This window comes from Thermomicrobiales bacterium (genome assembly GCA_023954495.1).
Taxonomy (GTDB): Bacteria; Chloroflexota; Chloroflexia; order Thermomicrobiales; family CFX8; genus JAMLIA01.
This window is the reverse complement of record JAMLIA010000023.1, coordinates 22,283-42,901: the sequence shown is the minus strand read 5'-3', so window position 1 is coordinate 42,901 and position 20,619 is coordinate 22,283. Positions and strand designations below refer to the sequence as shown.

Below are 20,619 nucleotides of genomic sequence, written 5' to 3'. Positions count from 1 at the left end.
GATGGCGTAGATTCCAGAAACGATCATTTGGCGCGGGAGAATCGCCTCACGGCGAGGACAGGCCGGGTCCTGTCCATGCGGAGGGATCGGCAGGGGCTTCGCTCTCTGTGTTGCACTTTGCTGTATTCCCCGAATAACGATCAGACTTGCGGCAACTCGCACCAGTGAGGGGAGTGTCATGCCGTTTGAGGTCGTTTCCTCAGAAGTTGTGACGGGCACAGAGGTAAGTGACGCGCAACTGGTCGTGGCTGCGCTGCATGACCCTGAGCGCTTCGCTCAGTTGTACGACCGATACGCAGATCGCGTTTTTCGCTATGCCTTATCGCGAACCAGCTCCTTCGATGCCGCAGAGGACATTACAAGCGAAACAATGCTAGCCGTGTTCGAACGTCTTGATGCATTTGATGCCGACCGCGGAGCTTTTACCACCTGGGTGTTCACGATTGCGTCTCGTCGAATCGCTGACCACCAGCGCAACAGATGGCGTGCAATCAAGCATGCGGTAGACACTCGCAGACGCCGTCAGGTTACCGCTGATGACGAGATGTTTGCTGCTGTTGCAAGAACTGAGACGCGCATTTGTCTTCTCAATGCGGTTGCACGACTCCCTGGTGACCAACGCGAGCTGGTGGCTCTTCGATATGCCGCTGAACTGACAAGCGTGGAAATTGCCGACATCCTGGGTATTTCGAGCAGCGCTGTTCGTATGCGCCTGACGCGCGTTATTCGCCAACTCCGTGAAGAGGTTGCTGCATGCAGATAGATAACCTGATGACGAATGATGATGCGATTGAAGATGAACTGCGTTCGACATTCACATCGATCTATGCGCCAGCGTCGGTTCGAAAACGAGTGCTGATGATCGTTGCTTCGTCCAACGTTCAACAAGAACAACCCAAGCGATTCTGGTTGGCAGGTCGTCCGGGGTTCATGCGGGCCGGGTTGTATGGTGCTGTGTTGGTCATCTTGATTGCTGTTGGCCTGCTTCTCCAACGCGAGCCGAATCACGCATTCGATGTTGCCTCAGCGGCCGAGCGACTCGTCTCTGTTCCGGACGCTGGACAGGGCCGTCATATTGTCGCGACGGTATTCCAGCGTTCGAGTCAGCAGGGTGGTGAGCGAACATGGGTCACGGAGATTTGGGAGCGAACTTCTGACGACGGAGTTTGGGAACAAACGATCGAGGCCCGTGACCTGGATGGCACGGTGATCGGTCGCCTTGTTCAAACCGAAACAACCTGGGCGCTGCTGTATCGAGATGGAGTCGCGACAGGTGACGGCGAGCCGACATGGGTTCCGGACGAGCTGAACGTGACACGACTGTCGCTCGATCAGATTCGGACGAATCTCATTGCTGCTGATGCTGATCACATCCGCATTACTGAAAGCGAAGGTCAGCAGCTCATCGACGTTGACCTTTCACCTGAGTTCGACGCGGCGTCGCTCGCGTCGCTCTCCAATGCCATCGATGATGACGTAGTCGGCGTGCATCGCCGTGTTGTACTGGATGATCACAGCGAACGGCTGTTGAGCATCAGTTTCGTGGCTGAGACAGCGCATAGTGGGACTGTCGTCGTCTCTTCGTCCGATGTCCAAACCTGGGATGAGCTGCCGAGTGAGCAATTGGCGAGTGACGTGTTTGCAACGCCAACAGCAGCAGCCTCCGCGACGTGCTCGCGAGTCATGATCGAGGCGGTGCTGCCCGTCAAATGGCAGGTCACCAATCAATATTGCGAAGATGGCACCTGGGATCACATTATCCTGAGCAGCACCGATGGCATGCCTCTGGAACTCACAATCAGCCCACGCAGCAATACCGTTGTGACAGCACCTCGTGCGGCGCAGCACATCACCACATCAATTGGCGAGGTGGCCTGGGTTGGTCATCCAGACAGCGGCGATCCGGCGAGTGCCGTATGGTCGGACGCTGAGTCGTGGTACTCAATCTCCGTGCTGGCCGCGCCGCGCTGGACGCTCGATGATCTGGTCGATCTCGTCGAGGCCATTACGAGCACTCCGTAAAGGAATGCGAAAGTGAGCCGTTGGGATTCTCGGGAATCCTAACGGCTCACGCTGTTGCAGATGGATTGGTTGTCGGCCTACATCCGGCTTGCGGCGACGGTGCCGCCCTTCATGACCAGCGCAATATGATCCGGCTGGCGGAGGATGCCGACGTTGTCGAGCGGGTTGCCGTCGACGAGGATGACATCGGCCCACTTGCCGGCCTCCAGCGTGCCGGTCTTGTCGCCCCACTGCAGCAGCTCGGCAGCAGTCTTGGTTGTGGCGACGATGGCGTCCATCGCCTTCATGCCGGCGCGGACCATCAGGTCAACCTCGATCGCGTTCTCGCCCTGGCGATTGAACGGCGTGCCGGCGTCTGTGCCCATCGCGATCTTGACGCCCGCCTTGTAGGCGCGGTCGAAGCTCTCGAGGTGGGCTTCCTGCGCAGCGCGTGCCTTGCGCACCGCGTAGGACGGGATACCAGCCTCTTCGCCGTACTCAACGATCTGATAGACGGCGTTGAGTGTCGGGACGAACCAGACGTTGTTGTCGATCATCATCTGGGCAGCTTCATCATCGATCCAGAAGCCGTGCTCGATGCTGTTGATACCGGCCGTGATGGCGTTCTTGATGCCCTGATTGCCCTGCGCGTGCGCGAAGGTGTAGACGCCGTGCATCTTGGCCTCGTGGATGCCTGCCGCCATCTCCTCGACAGTGAACTGCGGCACTGCCGGCTCGTCGCCGTCCGACATGACACCGCCAGTGGCCGAGACGAACTTGATGCAGTCGGCACCCATCTTCAGCATCAGGCGGGTGGTGCGGCGCACTTCGTCCGGTCCGTCGACCAGACCGGGATTGTCGATGTGGACCTCTGGGCGGTAGTAGCTATCGCCGTGGCCGCCGGTGCTGGTCAGTCCGTAGCCCGGCGCGCGCATGCGCGGCCCGACGATCAGCCCGTTGTTGATCGCCTGGCGGGTGGCGATGTTGGTGTAGCCGTGCGCGCCGGCATCGCGGACGGCGGTGAAGCCCGCCTCCAACAGCGCCTTGGCGTGGACCGCCGACTTGATAGCGGAATACGCGACGAGGTCCTTGAGCCGTCCCATCGGGTTCGGGTTGCCATCCGAGCCGATGTGGATATGGGTGTCGATCATGCCCGGCATGATCGTGCGGCCCTTGGCGTCGATCACGTCCGCCCTGCCGGCCGAAATGGCGCTGGCCGGTCCGACTTCGACAATCTTGTCGTCCTCGACCAGAACCGCGCCGTCCTCAATCGGATCTGCGCCGGTACCGTCAATCAGCACACCGCCACGAATCAGATATCGCCCTGCCATCGCGTCTCTCCCATCTCCATCGTTCTCTCCTGGCATCGCCGAGAGGCACGCCGCGGCTAGTCTACCGCAGGTCGTTTGGTGGACCGTCCAGCAGTTCGCGGCTGGTAATCTGGAAGAGCCACTCTTCGTACTGTTTCCGCGTCCAGCCACGTTCGTTGACAAGTGCCCGGTACACTTCGCTGCCCATCAGCGCGTAGAGCACGTCGGCAGCCCGCTCAGTATCGACGCCTGCGCGCAGATCGCCAGCAGCAGCCAGTGAGTCGACCGCGCGCCGAACCGCGTTGTAGTGACGCGACTGCCACGTGTTCCATATCTCTGCCAGCCTTGCGTCACTTCCGCGCGAATCGCGCAAGATGCTGTTGACCAGCCACGCTCGCTCGTTCAGGTCACTGATGATCCGTGCTCCGATTTTGAAGCGCTCGATTGGGTCGACCTCGGCTGTCACCTGTTCAACGTTCAGATCCGGCGCAGCAACAACGGCATCAGCCATAGCTTCGATGATCGCCGTTCGTGCCGGGAAGTGCTGATAGACAGTCGCGACCGCAACACCGGCCTCCCGAGCAATCAAGTCCATCGTTACCGTCGTGTAGCCGAACTCGGCGAATAGCCGCTCAGCAGTCACGAGAATACGCTCATGGGTGGCTGCGGCCTGTTCGCGGCGTCTGGCTGAATCGTATTGGCGGCGAGATCTTGACGGTGTCATATATTCAGTATAGATTCACTCTATCGAATATCAAACAATGTGCCGAACCACAGCATCGACGTTCACCCAGAGGAAGGAGTCGGCCATGCCCACCAACGAGATCGTCAATCCCCGCACTGGTCAGCGCATGCTGTTTGTTCATCATGATGCAGCTCTGCTACAGATTGACACGGTCAACCCGCCCGGACCACCGGAGCCGATGCATGTTCACCCACATCAGGAGACATCAGCTGAAGTGTTGGCTGGAGTGCTGCATTTCTCGATTGAAGGACAGGAGTACGTCGTTCGCGCTGGTGAGCGCATCGTCATTCCTCCCAATGTTCCCCACAACTTCTGGAACCCCGGCCCGGAGGACGCCCACTCTCTGCAGGAAGCGCGACCGGCGCTGCGGAGTGAAGAGTTCTTCCGCGACTGGTTTGCGTTGATGGACGAAACACCTCCGACGTCTGACGGCGTGAAAGTAACGCCGAGGATGATCGTTCTCATCAGCAGCTACGGCGATGTGTTGCGTCCGACATCGCCGCCCTGGTCGATCATCCGGGTTGGAGGTCTGTTGCTCCGACCGTTTGTCCGCCTGCGCGGCTATCGGCCACCGTCTGCCAGTCGATGAGCGACTGTTGTGCGTGGACAACGACACGGGCGGGAGATTTCTCCCCCGCTCGTGTCACTGTGTCAGATGTGCTGGGCCTAGGTCGCCTTGACCGCCTCGATCAGCTTGCCGAGGGAGGCGCGGGCGTCGCCGAAGAGCATCGATGTCTTCGGGTCGTGGAAGAGCATGTTCTCGATGCCGGCGAAGCCGGAGCTCATACCACGCTTCAGGACGATGATGTTCTTCGCCTGGTCGACGTTCAGAATCGGCATGCCGTAAATCGGGCTGCTCGTGTCGCTGCGCGCCGCCGGGTTGGTGACGTCGTTCGCGCCGATCACGAGCGCGACATCGGTGTTGGCGAAGTCGTCATTGATCTGCTCCATCTCGTAGAGGTCGTCGTAAGCGACGTTGGCCTCGGCGAGGAGGACGTTCATGTGGCCCGGCATACGACCTGCCACCGGGTGGATTGCGTAGCGCACATCGACGCCGCGCTCCTTGAGCAGATCGGCCAGCTCACGCACCTGCTGCTGCGCCTGCGCCACGGCGAGACCGTAGCCCGGCACGATGATGACGCGCTCGGCATATGACAGCGGGATCGCCGCATCCTCGGCGCTGATCTCGCGCACCGGCAGCGCCTCGCCGCCTGCGCCAGTGGCACCACCACCAGATGTTGTGTGCGAGCCGAATGCGCCGAAGAGGACGTTGGAGACGGAGCGATTCATCGCGCGAGCCATCAACAGCGTCAGGAATGCACCGGACGCACCAACGAGCGCACCAGCCACGATCAGCGCCTGGTTGTCGAGCTGGAAGCCGGTGATGGCCGCCGCGACGCCCGTGAACGAGTTCAGGATCGCGATGACGACCGGCATGTCCGCGCCACCGATGGGCAGCACCGTCGCCAGACCGAGCAGCAGCGACAGGCCGAAGACGCCAAGCAGCAGGCCCTTGGCCGTATCACCCTCGACAAAGCCGAGCGCCACCGAGACGCCGAGCACCACGATGCCCAGGGCGACGATCGCGTTGACGATGTTCTGTCCGGTCCAGACGATTGGCCGACCGGAGATCATCTCCTGCAGCTTCAGGAAGGCGATGACACTACCGGCAAAGGAGATCGAGCCGATGATGACGCCGAGGACGACCGAGATGGTCTGTCCGCGGCTGAGCTCGTCGCTCAGGTGCATGAACTCGCCGATGGCAACCAGTGCTGCCGTCGCGCCGCCCATGCCGTTGAAGATGGCGACCATCTGCGGCATCGCCGTCATCGGCACCTTGCGTGACGGATAGGTCGATGCAGCGCCGCCGATCGCGATGGCAACGATGATCAGGACGATGTTGGTGGCCGACATCCCCACACCATCCTGGTGGAGGAAGAATGTCGCCAGAATGGCGATACCCATGCCGATTGCGGCGATCTGGTTGCCGCGTCGCGCCGTCTGGGCGTTCGACAGGTAGCGCAGACCGAAGATAAAGAAGATCGCAGCGACGAGATAGGCCAGTCCGACCAGACCGTCGCGGGTCGTAAACAGATCGCTCATCGCTTCTGGCCTGCCGATCCAGCGCCCGGCTTGCGCTTGAACATCTCCAGCATGCGGTCAGTCACGACGAAGCCGCCGAAGACGTTGGCCGCGCCGAGGATCACCGCGAAAAAGCCAATCACTTGCAGCCACCACTGATCTGCCCAGCCGAGCACGATCATCGCGCCGAGCAGGACGATGCCGTGGATGGCGTTCGTCGCCGACATCAGCGGCGTGTGCAGGGTCGATGGCACCTTGCCGATTACCTCAACGCCGACGAAGATCGCCAGCAGGAAGACGTAGATCCCGAGGAGGACCTCGTTACTCATACCCGAGCCCCCGATTCATGACGCACAACCTCTCCTTACCCCCAGGTCCAACGCTCGCTGATCGTCAGTCGTTCAGCTCGTTGCGGCCGGTTGTCCCATCGCCTTATTCGTGGCCTCGTGGATGATCGCACCGTCCATCGTGATCGTCGTGCCCTTGATGATGTCATCCTCGAAGTTCATGTTCAGCGCGCCCTCCTTGGTCAGCATGATCGCCAGGAGGTTCTGCAGGTTCTTCGAGTACATCTGGCTCGCGTGGAACGGTAGCGTGGACGGCAGGTTCGTCAGACCGATGATCGTCACCCCGTTGGGTGTCGTGATGATCTCGCCGGGGACGGTCAGCTCACAGTTGCCACCCGTCTCGGCGGCCATATCGACGATCACTGAGCCGGTCTGCATCTTAGCGACGGTGTCGGCCATCACCAGCTTCGGAGCTGGTCGGCCCGGCACGAGCGCCGTAGTGATGACCACGTCGGAGCGCGCCGCCCGGTTTGCCATCGTCTCCTGCTGGCGGCGCAGCAGCTCTGGCGACGCCTCGCGGGCATAGCCACCGGCATCCTGCGTCTGTGCCTCAATGCCGGTCATGTCGACTTCGACGAACTTGCCGCCGAGCGACTCGACCTGCTCCTTGACGACCGGGCGAGTGTCATACGCCTCGACGACCGCGCCGAGGCGACGTGCCGTCGCGATCGCCTGCAGCCCGGCCACGCCAGCGCCGATGATCAGCACCTTGGCCGGTGCGATTGTGCCGGCGGCGGTCATCAGCATCGGGAAGATCTTGGGCATGTTGTCGGCTGCCAGCAGGACGGCCTTGTAGCCACCGAGCGTACTCATCGCCGAGAGCACGTCCATCGACTGCGCGCGCGTCGTGCGCGGGATCGCGTCCATCGAGACGGACGTCACGCCTGCGCTCGCCAGTTGGCGGACGAGATCGTGGTTCACCAGCGGCTGCAGCATGGCGAGGAGCGTCGTGCTATTGCGCAGCATCGCGACTTCGTTCGGTTCCGGCTTCTGAATCTTGAGGATCAGATCAGCTTTGCCGAACACGGCAGCGGCGTCCGGCACAATCGTCCCACCGGCTGCCGTATAGGCATCATCGGTGTACGCCGCCTCCAGCCCTGCCCCGGACTGAATGAGGACGGAGTGGCCGGCTGCCACAAATTTCTTGACTGCGTCGGGGATGAGCGCGACGCGACGCTCGTTCTCGACGATCTCTTTCGGCACGCCGATGGTTACCGGACGGGCCTGGGCAGCAGCTGTAGGTGCGGATTCCACCATGACCGGTACGCCTCCCAGAGATTGAACGTGCCGACGGGTAGACATCGCAATCGCTCGTGCGCAGGTGCGCAACGAGGTGCCTGACGCCTCTCGTCGGCCAGACGTGGATGTCGCCGCAGGTGGTCGCTGTACCGGACCGAGGTAGCGTTCCGACCCCCATCGGATGGCCCAGATTCGCTGTCAGGACGTGACCAGCGCACGCTGTCCTGACGACCCTGCGCATCGACATGCCTCGGGTTGTGAATTCTACAACGAATTCAGGGTATGCGCTTGGCTGCGCAACGCAGACGGCAGGTGAAGCAGCAGTATTGGCTAAACGCGGGCCCGGCGAGCGCAGGCGCTTCTACGTCTCACCAAACGCTGAGAATCGGGTTCGAAAGATCTCGATGCTGTCGTTCAGTGCCGCATGCCACTCTTGGCGATCCGTGAGCGCTGACGCTTCGAGATCGTGTAGACAGAAGCGGATGACTTCTTCGATTGTGACCCACCCGGTTGGCAGGTGCCATTCGTTCAATGTCGAGGTATGTATTGCACCTCGGCTGTCACGAATCGCAAACTCCAACGGCCCCTGGAGATGATGGCGACACCAGAATGACTCCTGAGCCGGGAATTTGACGTACTCCCACCGAACGATGCGATCGTCCCACGAATGCGGTTGAAGCGCATATACATAGCTCACGGCTCGTAGTCGCAATTGCTTCCGATCAGGATCCTCAACACCGTCGAGCGTCTGGGCAATGTAGAAGTCCATTAGACCGTATCCGGTTGCCAGTTCGATCGTTGCAGTCCCGTCGCTTTGGCGAGGGAACGTGACAACTGCAAATTCGCGGCGAGTGCCATTCTCGATGCGTTCGGAGACGAATGACTGGAGAGGTGTATGCGTCAACATCCTGCTGAGCAGGGAATTCAGATGATGAACGAACTCGCCAACTGCCTCACGCAGGGTGCGTCCGCAGATTGGCATGCAGGCTAGTCAGCGAGGAGGCTGATAAGGAGCTCAAGTCCGCACCCACAGTTGTCTGAGGAAGACTGTCGTTGTGGGCACACTGTATAGCCTCGGCTACGTTGAGGTCGAGGCGATTGGGTTTGAAATGCACCGCTCTCGAACCTGCTCAGTGGTCAGGTAACCGTCGCTGAGCGCACATTGCAGTTGTTCAGAAAGCTGGTTGTGTGCAGAACGGATAGCGAGAGTCATAATGTAACTCCTTGAAGCAACACGCCTGGTGCTGCGAACAACACGATTGCATTACCATATCCCAGACAAAACTTGGACTTTGCCGACCACTTTATCGCGCGAGTGGTCTGCGGCACTGACGCAGGCGCGAACTCGATGCGAACCTTGAATTCGGCAACCGCCACCCCGGCGGTGAATACTTCTGGTTCGACGCCGGGGCCGGGAAGCTCGGCGTCACCGCCCGACCCGTTCTCTACTCTGGAAGTATCTGACTGTGCGATCTCGGTTCATTCCGTTGGTGTTTATTGTTGTTGTCGTTGTTTTCCCCCTGGCGACCTCGGCTGCCAGCGCTGGGTCGCTGATCTGGACTCCGGCGTTCGAAACCACCTGGCAGCGTACTGACAAGCCGGTCGCGGATGTCGCGGTCAGCCGCACCTGGATGTGGGGGCCGTCGGGCTACACCGGCGGCATCATCGAGCCGTATGTCGAAGCGCCCGGTGGCAAGCGCATCGTCCAGTACTTCGACAAGAGTCGGATGGAGATCACGACCGATCCGACTGTTGCCCCCGACTCCCCGTGGTACGTCACAAACGGTCTGCTGGCGAAGGAGCTGATTACCGGGCGCGTGCAGGCTGGCGATAACCTGTTCTGGAGTTGGGAGCCGGCGCAGATCCCGGTCGCCGGTGATGCGGTCAACCCGACTGCGCCAACCTACGCGACGTTCCTGCGGCTGCTCAACGCTCCGGCTGCGATGGACGGCCAGGTGCTGACGACCCGTGTCGCCCGCGATGGCCGGACAACCACCGACAGCTCCCTGGCGCGCTTTGGCGTCACTGCTGGCTATCGCTTGCAAACGTGGGGCATCGACCACCAGGTCGCGTCCGTCTTCTGGGATTTCATGAATTCGAGCGGCGTCGTCTGGGACAACGGCAACACGGCGCAGGGCAAGATCTTCCAGGATCCGTTCTACGCCACCGGCTTCCCGATCACCGAGGCGTATTGGGCGACGGTCAAGGTCGCCGGTGTCGATCGGGACGTGCTGATTCAGTGCTTCGAGCGACGCTGTCTGACTTACACACCCGACAACGCCGCCGGCTGGCAGGTCGAGGCGGGCAACATCGGCCAGCATTACTACCGCTGGCGCTACGCCGACAACAGCCCTGTCCCTGCACCGATCGGCTGAGCCAGCACCGCTGCGCAACCGGGCGTGTTGACAGCCAGTCTCTCCGGACGGAGTGCGCTATTCTGCTATTGGATCGGCCAATGGTCGGTCGGCACGTGTAGCAGTGATTCGCACACCGGAGGATAGACGTGAACTGGACCAACGAGGCGCTCGATGCTGCACTCGGCAGGATCGACGAATTCGTCAATGCACGGCTCGCGCGAGATACCGGTCCGGGGATTTCGCTGGCACTCACCACGCGCGACGAGCTGATCGCCGTCGCGACGACCGGTCTGGCTGACGTTGCAGCCGGGATACCGGTCAAACCATCGCACCTGTTCGAGTTCGGTTCGATCGGCAAGTCGTTCACGGCGGTTGCGTTGTTGCAGCTTCGCGACGAGGGTCGGCTGGATCTGGATACGCCGGTCTCCGATCTGCTGCCGCTGTTTGCGATTCAGTCCGAGTACGCGCCGATCACTGTTCATCACCTGCTGACGCATTCATCCGGCCTGTCCGGCGGGAACGACTTCACGCCCGATCCGCGCTTCGAGGTCTGGGCGACACGCGAGTTGCAGGCGGCGCACGCACCCGGCGAGGGATTCCACTACTCGAACCTGGGCTACAAGGCGCTCGGCCTGCTGCTGGAGCGGTTGGAGGGCAAGCCCTACGCGGAGGTTATTCGCGAGCGTCTGCTCGACCCGCTCGGGATGCACGATACAGTGCCGGTAATCGACAACAACGTGCGACCGCGGCTGGCTGTCGGCTACGTCGCTCGTGATGGTGACCGCCCGTGGCACCCGCGCGACCCACTCGCTCCGGCGACCTGGCTGGAGTCCAACACCGGCGACGGCTGCATCTGCTCGACCGCATCCGACCTGACGATCTGGCTACGGATGCTGATGAACGGTGGAGTCGGCCCAGCCGGACGCGTTCTCTCCGAGGAGAGCTTTGCGCTGCTGACCGAGCGGGTCATCGAGATGGGCAAGGGCTCTGGCCTCTGGTACGGCTGCGGGCTGTATACCGACACGCGCGAGGGGATGGAGATTCTCGGGCACACCGGCGGCATGGTCGGTTACGAATCGGCGATGTTCGCGGATGTCGAGCGCGGCATCGGTGCTGTTGTCCTGGTCAACGGCACTGGCATGCAGCAGCGGATCGTGCGCTACGCGATCTCGGTCCTCGCTGCCGCGCAGGACGGGACCGATCTGCCGCCGCTGCCGGACGAGCCGGACCTCGATGCCGTTGAGAATGCTGACAGCATCGCTGGAACCTATCGCTCCGATTTGCTTACCTGGGAGATCGTGGCGTCCGGCGATCGCTTGTCGCTGGTCACTGAGGGACGCCGGGTTCCGTTGACGAAGCTGGGCGCGACCTCGTTCCGTGCGGCTGACCCGGAACTCGCCTGGACCTGGCTACAAGTGCGCTTTGATGGTGAGAACGCTGTGGCGCTCGTTCATGGTGGCGATGTGCTCTACCGCGACGGCGTCGAACGCCCGTCATATGACCCGCTGCCTGAGGAGTGGCACGCCTACACTGGCCACTATCGTTCGCATAACCCGTGGACGAGTGATGTTCGTGTCGTTGCCTGTGAGGGCCAGTTGCAACTGCTCTTTACCTATGCAGCGCCGGATGGCTTTGACGAAGAGCAGGCACTTGTGCCGCAAGGCGATGGTCTCTTCGGCATTCCGATTAACGGTCACATCTACGACTGGATCCGATTCGACACGATCGTTGATGGCGAGGCCCTGCGCGCCACGATCTCGGGCGGCGACTACTATCGGTTCTTCACGCCATAGGGCCACGGGTGGGGATATGGAGGGGTCATGCTACGCACCGCATTGTGCGATCTGCTGAAGATCGAGACACCGATCATTCAAGCGCCGATGGGCGGGGCGGCGACCGGCATGCTGGCCGCGGCTGCCTCGAACGCCGGTGCGCTGGGGAGCATTGCCGCACTGCGGCTCAGTGCCGACGCGCTGCGCCACGAGATTGAGGTGGCCGCCGAGCGCACCAATGGCCCGTTCGCGGTCAATCACGGCATCTCCCAGCTTGATGAGGAAGCCTTTCAGGCCACGCTCGACGCGCGACCAGCCGTCATTTCGTTCGCGCTTGGCGATCCGGGTGATCTTGTCGCGCGTGCCCACGAGGTCGGCGCGGTCGTCGTCCAGCAGGTCGTCACGGTTCGCGCGGCAGTTGAGGCGGCTGAGGGTGGCGCAGATATCATCATCGCCCAGGGCGCTGAGGCGGGCGGCAACACCGGCGCGATCTCGACGCTTGAGCTGGTACCGCTGGTCGTCGACGCCGTGTCGCCGATACCGGTCGTCGCAGCCGGTGGGATCGCCGACGGGCGTGGGATCGCCGCGGCGCTGGCCCTTGGCGCACAGGGCGTGAACGTCGGGACGCGCTTCCTCGCCTCCGTCGAGGCGGAGATCGCGCAGGGCTGGAAAGAGATGATCGTCGCCAGCGGGCCGGGCGATGTCATGAAGCTCAACGCCTGGAACACCATCTTCCCACCGGCACCCGGCGAGTACGCGACCGTTCCGACTGCCATCCGCACGCCGTTTGCCGAGCGTGTGCAAGCGGCCTGGCAGGCCGGCACGCTGGATGTCGAGGCGATGCGCCGCGAAGTGGCAGCCGCGGGCGCAGCGGGCCGTCTCTACGAGCTCGTTGCCATGTCCGGCCAGAGCGTTGGCTTGATCGACGCGATTCTGCCGGTCGATGAGATCATCCGCCACATGACCGCAGTTGCCACGAGCGCGCTGCGCTCGGCGGCAGCTGCGGTCGTGCAAGACTGAGCGTGCTAGCGCGCTCAGTCTTCGCTGGAATGCGACGTCGCCGGCTCGCTCGCGCCACGCTGCAGCATGTCGATCAGCTCAGTGTGGCGGCGATCGAGCCAATCGATCACGTCTGGCCGTCGGATGTCGATTACCCGGTGATCGATAATGTACGCCTTCAGTCGGCCAACGCGGACCTCGTGACGAACCACCTCCGGGCTAAGATCGAGCAGTCGTGCCAGCTCGTCCGGTGTGTAATGGTCACGGTGAAGCAGCTCAGAGATCGGGCTCTGATCGTCAGGGAAAAGCATTGGCGGACACCCCTTTCGCAACGCCGATCTAGTGATCGATGCCAAAAACGCGAACACGACGTTTGGTGTTATCCAATGACGCATATCGCGTGCCGAGAGTTGCGTCGCCCACTCTCAGTACAATGGCGACGTCGCAGATGGTGCGGCGCGTGGAGCAGAGCCGGACGGGGGCACCGGGACCGTGTTTGATGGTGGGATGCCGATTTTCACGGTGATGCTGGCGGTCATTGCCGTCGCGTCGCTCGTCGACGCCGTCCGAAACCGCAAGGCGCTGTTCGACAATCGCCTGACGATGGACGAGCGCCAGCGCCTGACCCGCCTTGCGCTGTTCGTGCTGGTGCCGATCAGCGTCATCCTCCACGAGCTCGGACATGCGGTCTTCGTCAAGGCGCTCGGCGGCCAGATCGTCGGCTGGGGCTTCTTCCTTTACTACGGCTACGTCGAGCATATCGGGCGCTACACGCCGATCGAGTTGGCCTGGATCGCTTTTGCAGGCACGCTGGTGAACGTCATCCTTGGATTCGGCGCATTTGCCTGGGCCTGGTTCAAGCCCGGCAACGTGGCGATCACCTATCTGCTGTTCGTCTTCGGTGCCTTCAGCCTGCTGAATGCGCTCGTGTTTTATCCGCTGATCGATGCGGTGGGTGGCGTCTCCGGCGACTGGGAGACGATCTATTCGCGGCAGACGCCGGTCTTCAGCGCCGTCATCGGCGTGCTGCACGTCGCGATTCTGATCGCTGGAGTCGTCCTCTGGCGCGATCCGCGTATTCGGGCCGGATATGAACGCCGCACCGGTCTGCGCCAGGAGTTCGCCGCCTTTGCCGGACCGCGCCCGGAGATGCAGCCGGACGATGGCCGCCGCGAGCTGGCCGGTATCCTGGCGGTCGCAGCTGGCACAGCCAGCAACGGCTGGCGGCATCCGGTGACGATCGCCACCGACGATCAGGCCGAAGCAGCGCAGGTCGTCATTCGCTGGTCATCTGCCGGGTTCCAGCGTGGCTTGCTGGTTCATGCGATCCCGGAAGCCAACGGCGCTCGGGTCGAGTTCTACGCAGCCGTGCAATCCCACGAGCCGGCGTCGCACGCCTACCAGCGCCCGCTCACCCGCGTCGATGGCTACCCCACCACCGCCGAGCTCGCCGATCACATCCGTCGCTTCCTCGACTATGTCGACAACTGGGATGGCGCAACGGTGATGAACCCGAATTAGCGCGGGACAGCGCAAGCACTATCCCGCGCGAACGCATGCGTCTGGCAGGCGTTACTCGATTGCAAACACCTGGACGACGTTCTTCTTGTCGAGGCCGAGTGCGGCGAAGCTGCTCCAGGAGAGCTCAATCGCCCAGCGCGAGCGCCACTGCGCCTGATGCGCTGCCTGGACCGTATCGCCAATGGTGCACTCGATGGTGATGCCGTTGGCGACGAGCCGCAGGCGCTGGCCCGGCCGGAAGTCCGGATGGACGCAGTAGTAGCCGTTCGGGTCGACGGCCCAGCCGCTCACCGCACCGCCCCAACTGGCGTGCAGACCGATTGTGCGCTCCCACCAGGCGCGGTCGTAGCTGGCGCTGTAGTAGGCGGCAGCGCCCTCGCCAACGAGTTGCTCGGCGGACTGCGTTTGTACCGTTGGCTGTGTGCTGAGCTCAATCACAGCGCCATCGGCTTCGCCGTTGAGCGACAGGCTCGTTGCCGCCGCCGCGCTGATGCCGATGCTGCCGTCAGCCAGGGTTGGCAGGCCGACTGATCCCGGCGTCGCGCCGACAGTGCAGTCGGTCGTCTTGCCGTTGGCCGTGAGCTGGAGGCGGTCGCCGGGCACGTAGCCATCTGCGACGCACCAGCGGTCCGCCGGATCATCCGCAGCGCCCGGGCGCGCACCTGACCAGCTTGCATACCAGGCTAGCGACTGCGACCACCAACTGCTGTCAAAGCGAGCGGGGAGTTGCACGAGGGGTGCATTGGCTGGGTCGCTCGATGCCGCGTTGGTGGCTGCCTCAGGGATGCTGATGCGCGCGTGGAGAGCGTTCAATGCTGTTGTCGCGGAACTGACGAACGCCGCAACGCTTCCTGCAGCCGGGTCAGCGTTGTCCCCGGCGTAGTAGCGGGCGAGGATGAGCGACGTGTCGTTCGTCGCGGCACTGATGCGGGCGAGCTCCGCCGCCGCGATCCGGGTATTTGCCTGCGGATCGCGTGGCACATCGCTCCAACGGATACCCATGAGCCCGGTATGCCCGTCGTCGGTCGTCGATAGCGGGTTGCCATCCGACGCGGCTGTCGCGATCGCCGCCATCAGCCACGGATCGACGCCGGCTTCGGTGGCCGCCTGGACGATTTCATCACCGTACGGGATCGTGACGGCAAGCGCCGCGAGTCGTGGATCTGCGATCGTATGCAGGTTGCGCCAGATGCGGTAGTGCTGTCCGGCGTTGCCGGATTCGGTCTGCCAACCGTCCGGGTTCCCGGGTGTGTACGACAGCACCCGGCGCTCGAATGCCTGGAGCAGGACGTACTGCTCGACACCGGCGACCTCCGTCTGCACCCAGTACGGCTCGCTCAGTGGGTGGCCGAGGACGTACAGTGCGGAATACGGCTGCGATGTGCTTCCCACTCAACAACCGCCGCAGGCGATATTGTGACGAGTTTGTTCGTCGAAGCGACCGATGGCGATCGCCGGCGCGGGCAGGCCGTCTGCCGACACGGACCCGTCTGGGTGCAGCAAGGCGGTGACGGCTGAGCCGGTCGCGTCGTCGGCGAGCACCGGCGACTCGTCGGTTGGCAGGCGCGAGAGTGTGCCGAGGGTCGCGTAGGTTACTGGATTGGGCTGGTCCACATCGCCGACGACCGGAATGTTGGGCAGGGCCGCGCTCAATCCACTGACCGTCCGCCGTCTGAATCGCGCCGAGAGCAGTTCGGTCACCAGTTGAGCGCCGACCGCGAACCACGGCCGCGAGATCGGCGGCGGGATCGACAAACGTCGCGACGGCCCTTGTCGAAGTAGACCTGTCGCCGCACTGCGCCGTCTGTTCCGGGTACATCGTCGACACTGATAGCGGTAATTGACGGCCCCCAGACCCAGCCGCGCGTCACTTCGAAGCGCGCGACAGGGCCATCTGCAGCGTCCCACTGGGCGCTGACGGCAGGGTCAATTGGAGGCAGCGAAGGTGAGGTTTGGAGCCCGGCAGTAATCGACGGGCGGGCACCGAGTGATGGTAGCGGTACGGAGGTAAGGAGCAGCGCGAAGGCTGCTACGACGGCAAGCAACGCCGATGCACGATAGCGAGACACACGAAACCTTCCCCGAAGAGGAGCGCTCTTCGGCTGGCCAGGGGTCGCAGCATATCCACGAACGGGTGAGAAGTTGGCAGGTCGCGTGGCGCTGTCGAGCTGGCATTCCAGCAATCGCAGAAGGTTTTACCATTTGCGTCAAGAGTCATGCACAAGCGTCGCATCCGACGCAGCCACGCGGGGAAAACATTGCGTAACTCTTATGGATGGATTGGCTCACCCATGAGTGCCCACCAGGGCAGCGCGACGAGGAAGATCATCAAGATACTGACGACGGTCAGAATCGCCCCGCCGCGCACCAGCTCCCCGGCGGTGTAGTGGTTTGTCCGGTAGGTAATCAGCGCGGTTGCAATCTGTACCGGGTAGAAGATCGTTGTCTGAGCGATGATCGGGGCCATCAGCCCGACGACGACCGGGTTCAGCCCCAGCGGGCCGGCCAGCGACATGAGTAGCGGAATCGTGATGCCGAGCACAGCTGTCCGGTTGGGCAGGATGGCGTTCACTACGGCGACGATCGCCATCATTGAGAGTAACAGCGGGACCAGCGGGAACGTGTCTAGCGGGATTTGCTCAACGATCGTTGCGGCCACCCACGAGGCCGCGCCGCTGTCGTTCAGCGCGACCGCCAACGATAACGCGCTGGCTGTGACAAGGAAGATCGACCACGGCGAGCCGCTCTCGAACTCATCCCAGCGCAAGACGCCGACGACCGGCAGGAAGAGCGCTGTCGCGCCGATCAGCGCCGGAATCGCCGGGTTCAGGTGGTGGAGGAAGTCGGTCAGCCAGAGGATCGTCGTCGAGCCGATGATGATCAATCCGCGCCACTCGACGGCGCTCATCGGTGGCAGCTCGGTGGGTTTCGCGTCAGCTTGAGCCGGACGTTCGGCCGGCATGTCGATCGGGCGGTAGAGCACGTAGAGCGCGGTGCCAACACAAATCAGCAGGGTGTACATCGGCACTGACATCAGCGCGAACCAGCGCGCCCACGAGATGCCACCAACCAGCGACGACGCGACGACCGGAACCGCCCCGCCGGTCAGCACTGCTGTCGATGCCAGCGGCTGCAGCAGCCCGGTACCGAGCATCACCAGCCGTGGCAGACGGTGGCCGCGCTCAATCCGATGGGTCTGGAAAACCGACTCGTAGGCCGGGATCAGGATGGCGCTGCGGGTGAGCGCAGACGGCACGAGCACCGCCATCGGACCCATCATCCCGACCATCTGGCTGTAGAGACGACGACCGCTGCCGCGCGCGCCGCGCACCAGCATGTGCGCCAATCGCCGGGCCAGGCCGGTCTTGACCGTTGCTGTGCCGAGGGCGAGCGCGCAGAGCAGGAAGTACGGGGCCGGCGACTCGAACCCGGCCAGCGCCGTGCGCAGCGCATCGTCGCTCTCGCCCGGACCGACAATGGCCAGCATCGCGACGACGCCGAGCGACGTGGCGGCGATCGGCATCGCCTCCGACATCCAGAGGATCAGCCCAGCGACGACGACCGAGAGGACTCGCAGCCCCCACGGACTCAGATCGTCGATGGTCGGCGGTGCGATTGAGGCCATGAGCGGAAAGGCAAAGGCGACGACTGAGACGATCAGTCGTCGGCGTTGGAGTCGTTGGTCTGCTTGTTCAGATGACACCCGGCTATCTGCCCCCCGCCGCAGATGCTACCGGCTCAGGCGCTATCAGGCTAGTCTCAGATCGGCGCAATCTGCCACTTGGCTTGTGCGCCCCACTCCGCCCACGAACCGTCGTAGACGCGCACGCGCTGTCGCCCGAGTGCGAGACACGCGACGTATGGCAGGCAGGCGAGCGTGCCATGCAGGCCGAAGACGATAATCTCCTCGGCGTTCGGCGACACACCTGCGCTGGCGAGACGCTGTTCGAGCAGGTCCGGCGCAACCAGCGCCAGGCTGTCGCCGCCGATCAGGAATGCGTCGCGCGGCAGCCAGTGGCTGTTCGGGATCGTGCCGCGTTGCAGGTGATCGAACCACGTCTCGCGGCGCTCCGCCTCCGTGCGGGTGTCCAGAATCGCGACCTCCGGGCGCTCCAGCAGCCCGACGATGTCTGCGCCGTGCGCGATGACGCTCTCGTCCTGCTGGATATGTACGGGCTCGCCCGAGGCTTCGACGGCACGCTCTCCGGCATGCCCGGACGTCCGCCACGCCTGCTCGCCACCGTCCAGGAGCCGCACGTTCCGGAAGCCGCTGGCGTGCAGCATCCAGAGGACGCGGCTCGCCCAGACACCGCCGGAGCGGTCGTAGCAGACGACCATGGAATCGGCAGTGATGCTTGCGTCGCTCAAGATGCGCTGCCGACTCTCTGCCCCGGCCAGCATCCCGTAGATCTCGTTGTGGATCTCGATCGTGTCCTGCCACCAGACGTGCCGCGCGCCGGGCAGATGATCGCGCCTCCACGACCGCAGCGACGAGCAATCGACCAGCCGCAGGTGCGGGTTGCTCATCTGCTCGGCGAGCCAGTCCGTCGTCGCGAGAATGTCGGGATTGGGGAAGGCAGTCGTCGAGAGCGTGGGCGGATCGTTTGACTCGCCGCCCGTCGGCAGGCATGCTCCGGCGACGAGGCCGACCGTCGTGGCCAGCAGCGCGCGGCGCGTCAGGCGGATTGTGGGCGGCACGATTGCTGCACTACGCGACGTGACAATTGACCACCACTCCGGTGCAAACAGGGGCGATGCGTTTTCAGCGAACTTTCAGGTCGCATTCACCAGTACCTCAGTTGCTTCCGTGATACTCATAAACGAAATGCCCCGGTGTGACTGGAGCGGCGACATCCGCCAGATCCGCTCGATGATGCCACAGGGCCGGCGGCGGATGGCGTAAGAACGGAAAGGTGCATCTGGATATGCAACGTGTAAGACGAATCTCGTTATCTCATCTCCTGCTCGTGATTGTCCTGATGGTGACAATGGGCCTGACGGCCGCCTGCTCGACCGGCTCCAGTGGCAATGACGACGGCACGGCGGTCATCGCCACAGCCACATCAGCAACCGGGGCCGCATCGGCGACGACCGAAAGCACAACGGCGGCGGCAACGAACACCTCGACGGTGAAGGTCGAGACCACCAGCGCGAAACCGGCCGCCACACAATCGACCGCCTATCCATTCCTCGTTGGCTCCGCTGACGCACCGACCTACGACAATACGGCCGATCTGGTTGACGACGTGAATCAGGCCGTCGTGACCGTGATCAACAAGCAGACATTCGCAGGGTTTGGCCAGTCGTCCAGCGAGCTGCAGCCGGCCGGCAGTGGCACCGGCTTCATCGTCAGCGACGACGGATACATCATCACCAACAACCACGTCGTTGAGGGCAGCGACAGCCTGTCCGTCCTCTTCGTGGACGGCACCGAGGTTGACGCGACGCTCGTTGGCACCGATCCGGTGAGCGACATCGCCGTCATCAAGATCGATCAGACGGTCCCGGCCACGGTAGAGATTGGCGATTCCAGCACGCTGCGCGTTGGTGAAGACGTGGTGGCGATCGGTAGTGCGTTGGGCGAATACACCAACACCGTCACCCAGGGCATCGTCTCCGGCCTCGGTCGCTCGCTCGATTCGCAGGGCGGCGCTGGCATGGAGAACATGATCCAGCACGATGCGCCGATCAACCCGGGCAACTCCGGCGGCCCGCTGCTGAACATGCAGGGCCAGGTCATCGGTGTCAACACAGCCGTCGTTCGCCAGGCAGAGCCGGGCGTGACCGCTGAGGGTCTGGGCTTCGCGATTCCGAGCAACACGGTCAAGGACATCGCCTCCCAGTTGATCGAAAACGGTCAGGTTGTGCGTCCGTTCCTCGGCATCTCCTACCAGCTCATCAACCCGCAGATCGCGTCTGCCCAGAATCTGCCAGTTGACCACGGCGCGTTCATCGCCGATGTGGTCGCCGGTGGGCCGGCTGCGACAGCCGGTGTTGAGGCGAACGACATCGTCACCGCGATCGACGGTGAGGAGATCAGTCAGACCACATCGCTGCAGGACATCCTGTTCCAGCACAAGCCGGGTGACACGGTTGAGCTGACTATCGCCCGCGGCACGACCGGCGAGACCGTGACCGTTCAGGTCACCCTCGGCACGCGGCCGGCCGACCAGTAAGTACACCCGTGGTCGTCGTGCCCGCATGGCGACCACTCTCCACCCCACCACCCCCGCGCAACGCCCGGAG

20 protein-coding genes are annotated in these 20,619 nt (G+C 63.1%); 8 read left to right on the top strand and 12 right to left on the bottom strand.

Annotated elements, in window-relative coordinates; translation table 11 throughout:
- The first annotated feature begins 178 nt into the window (after positions 1–178).
- Both M9890_06660 and M9890_06655 read left to right on the top strand, forming a co-directional pair.
- Complete coding sequence (locus M9890_06660) at positions 179–763, top strand: sigma-70 family RNA polymerase sigma factor (protein ID MCO5176638.1); 585 nt, start codon at positions 179–181, stop codon at positions 761–763.
- Positions 754–2,022, top strand: a complete 1,269-nt coding sequence (locus M9890_06655; protein ID MCO5176637.1) for a hypothetical protein — start codon at positions 754–756, stop codon at positions 2,020–2,022. Before M9890_06660 ends, M9890_06655 begins: the two co-directional genes overlap by 10 nt.
- Before the next feature lie 77 nt (positions 2,023–2,099).
- Here the strand turns inward: M9890_06655 and M9890_06650 are convergent, their stop codons facing one another.
- Both M9890_06650 and M9890_06645 read right to left on the bottom strand, forming a co-directional pair.
- Positions 2,100–3,332 carry an amidohydrolase family protein gene (locus tag M9890_06650; GenBank protein MCO5176636.1) on the bottom strand — a complete coding sequence of 411 codons (1,233 nt, stop codon included), beginning with the start codon at positions 3,330–3,332 and terminating at the stop codon, positions 2,100–2,102.
- 61 nt (positions 3,333–3,393) lie between these two features.
- Positions 3,394–3,954, bottom strand: coding sequence for a TetR/AcrR family transcriptional regulator (locus tag M9890_06645; GenBank protein ID MCO5176635.1), 561 nt, complete (start codon positions 3,952–3,954; stop codon positions 3,394–3,396).
- 166 nt (positions 3,955–4,120) lie between these two features.
- On the opposite strand from M9890_06645, the gene M9890_06640 reads away from it, so the two are divergent.
- The gene (locus M9890_06640; protein MCO5176634.1) at positions 4,121–4,645 is read left to right on the top strand and encodes a cupin domain-containing protein; all 525 of its coding nucleotides are present in this window, start codon (positions 4,121–4,123) and stop codon (positions 4,643–4,645) included.
- 77 nt (positions 4,646–4,722) lie between these two features.
- Here the strand turns inward: M9890_06640 and M9890_06635 are convergent, their stop codons facing one another.
- From M9890_06635 to M9890_06620, 4 genes are all read right to left on the bottom strand, one after another.
- Positions 4,723–6,159, bottom strand: a complete 1,437-nt coding sequence (locus M9890_06635; protein MCO5176633.1) for an NAD(P)(+) transhydrogenase (Re/Si-specific) subunit beta — start codon at positions 6,157–6,159, stop codon at positions 4,723–4,725.
- The gene (locus M9890_06630) at positions 6,156–6,467 is read right to left on the bottom strand and encodes an NAD(P) transhydrogenase subunit alpha (GenBank protein MCO5176632.1); all 312 of its coding nucleotides are present in this window, start codon (positions 6,465–6,467) and stop codon (positions 6,156–6,158) included. Before M9890_06630 ends, M9890_06635 begins: the two co-directional genes overlap by 4 nt.
- 72 nt (positions 6,468–6,539) lie before the next feature.
- Complete coding sequence (locus tag M9890_06625) at positions 6,540–7,742, bottom strand: Re/Si-specific NAD(P)(+) transhydrogenase subunit alpha (GenBank protein ID MCO5176631.1); 1,203 nt, start codon at positions 7,740–7,742, stop codon at positions 6,540–6,542.
- A gap of 343 nt (positions 7,743–8,085) precedes the next feature.
- On the bottom strand, positions 8,086–8,493 hold the full coding sequence (locus M9890_06620) for a hypothetical protein (protein MCO5176630.1): 408 nt from the start codon (positions 8,491–8,493) through the stop codon (positions 8,086–8,088).
- 697 nt (positions 8,494–9,190) lie between these two features.
- Between M9890_06620 and M9890_06615 the strand changes: the two genes are divergently transcribed.
- The 3 genes from M9890_06615 to M9890_06605 all read left to right on the top strand — a co-directional run bounded on the left by M9890_06615 (position 9,191) and on the right by M9890_06605 (position 12,873).
- Complete coding sequence (locus M9890_06615) at positions 9,191–10,099, top strand: hypothetical protein (protein MCO5176629.1); 909 nt, start codon at positions 9,191–9,193, stop codon at positions 10,097–10,099.
- A 128-nt stretch (positions 10,100–10,227) separates the two neighbouring features.
- Entirely contained in the window at positions 10,228–11,874 is a 1,647-nt protein-coding gene (locus tag M9890_06610; protein MCO5176628.1) for a beta-lactamase family protein, read from the top strand.
- Positions 11,875–11,901: 27 nt separating this feature from the next.
- Positions 11,902–12,873, top strand: a complete 972-nt coding sequence (locus M9890_06605) for a nitronate monooxygenase (GenBank protein MCO5176627.1) — start codon at positions 11,902–11,904, stop codon at positions 12,871–12,873.
- A 14-nt stretch (positions 12,874–12,887) separates the two neighbouring features.
- Here the strand turns inward: M9890_06605 and M9890_06600 are convergent, their stop codons facing one another.
- Positions 12,888–13,163, bottom strand: coding sequence for a helix-turn-helix domain-containing protein (locus M9890_06600; GenBank protein ID MCO5176626.1), 276 nt, complete (start codon positions 13,161–13,163; stop codon positions 12,888–12,890).
- Between the two features lie 196 nt (positions 13,164–13,359).
- Here M9890_06600 and M9890_06595 point away from each other — a divergent pair, with 196 nt between their 5' ends.
- Positions 13,360–14,373, top strand: a complete 1,014-nt coding sequence (locus M9890_06595) for a hypothetical protein (GenBank protein ID MCO5176625.1) — start codon at positions 13,360–13,362, stop codon at positions 14,371–14,373.
- A 51-nt stretch (positions 14,374–14,424) separates the two neighbouring features.
- Here M9890_06595 and M9890_06590 read toward each other — a convergent pair whose 3' ends face one another.
- The 5 genes from M9890_06590 to M9890_06570 all read right to left on the bottom strand — a co-directional run bounded on the left by M9890_06590 (position 14,425) and on the right by M9890_06570 (position 19,071).
- Complete coding sequence (locus tag M9890_06590) at positions 14,425–15,765, bottom strand: hypothetical protein (protein ID MCO5176624.1); 1,341 nt, start codon at positions 15,763–15,765, stop codon at positions 14,425–14,427.
- Positions 15,766–16,074, bottom strand: a complete 309-nt coding sequence (locus M9890_06585) for a hypothetical protein (protein ID MCO5176623.1) — start codon at positions 16,072–16,074, stop codon at positions 15,766–15,768.
- Positions 16,071–16,442, bottom strand: coding sequence for a hypothetical protein (locus tag M9890_06580; GenBank protein MCO5176622.1), 372 nt, complete (start codon positions 16,440–16,442; stop codon positions 16,071–16,073). Before M9890_06580 ends, M9890_06585 begins: the two co-directional genes overlap by 4 nt.
- Positions 16,443–16,642: 200 nt before the next feature.
- A complete protein-coding gene (locus M9890_06575; protein MCO5176621.1) occupies positions 16,643–18,076 on the bottom strand; it encodes an SLC13 family permease in 1,434 nt (477 codons plus the stop codon).
- A gap of 56 nt (positions 18,077–18,132) precedes the next feature.
- Entirely contained in the window at positions 18,133–19,071 is a 939-nt protein-coding gene (locus M9890_06570; protein ID MCO5176620.1) for a rhodanese-like domain-containing protein, read from the bottom strand.
- Between the two features lie 227 nt (positions 19,072–19,298).
- On the opposite strand from M9890_06570, the gene M9890_06565 reads away from it, so the two are divergent.
- Positions 19,299–20,549, top strand: a complete 1,251-nt coding sequence (locus tag M9890_06565) for a trypsin-like peptidase domain-containing protein (protein MCO5176619.1) — start codon at positions 19,299–19,301, stop codon at positions 20,547–20,549.
- Positions 20,550–20,619 lie beyond the last annotated feature (70 nt).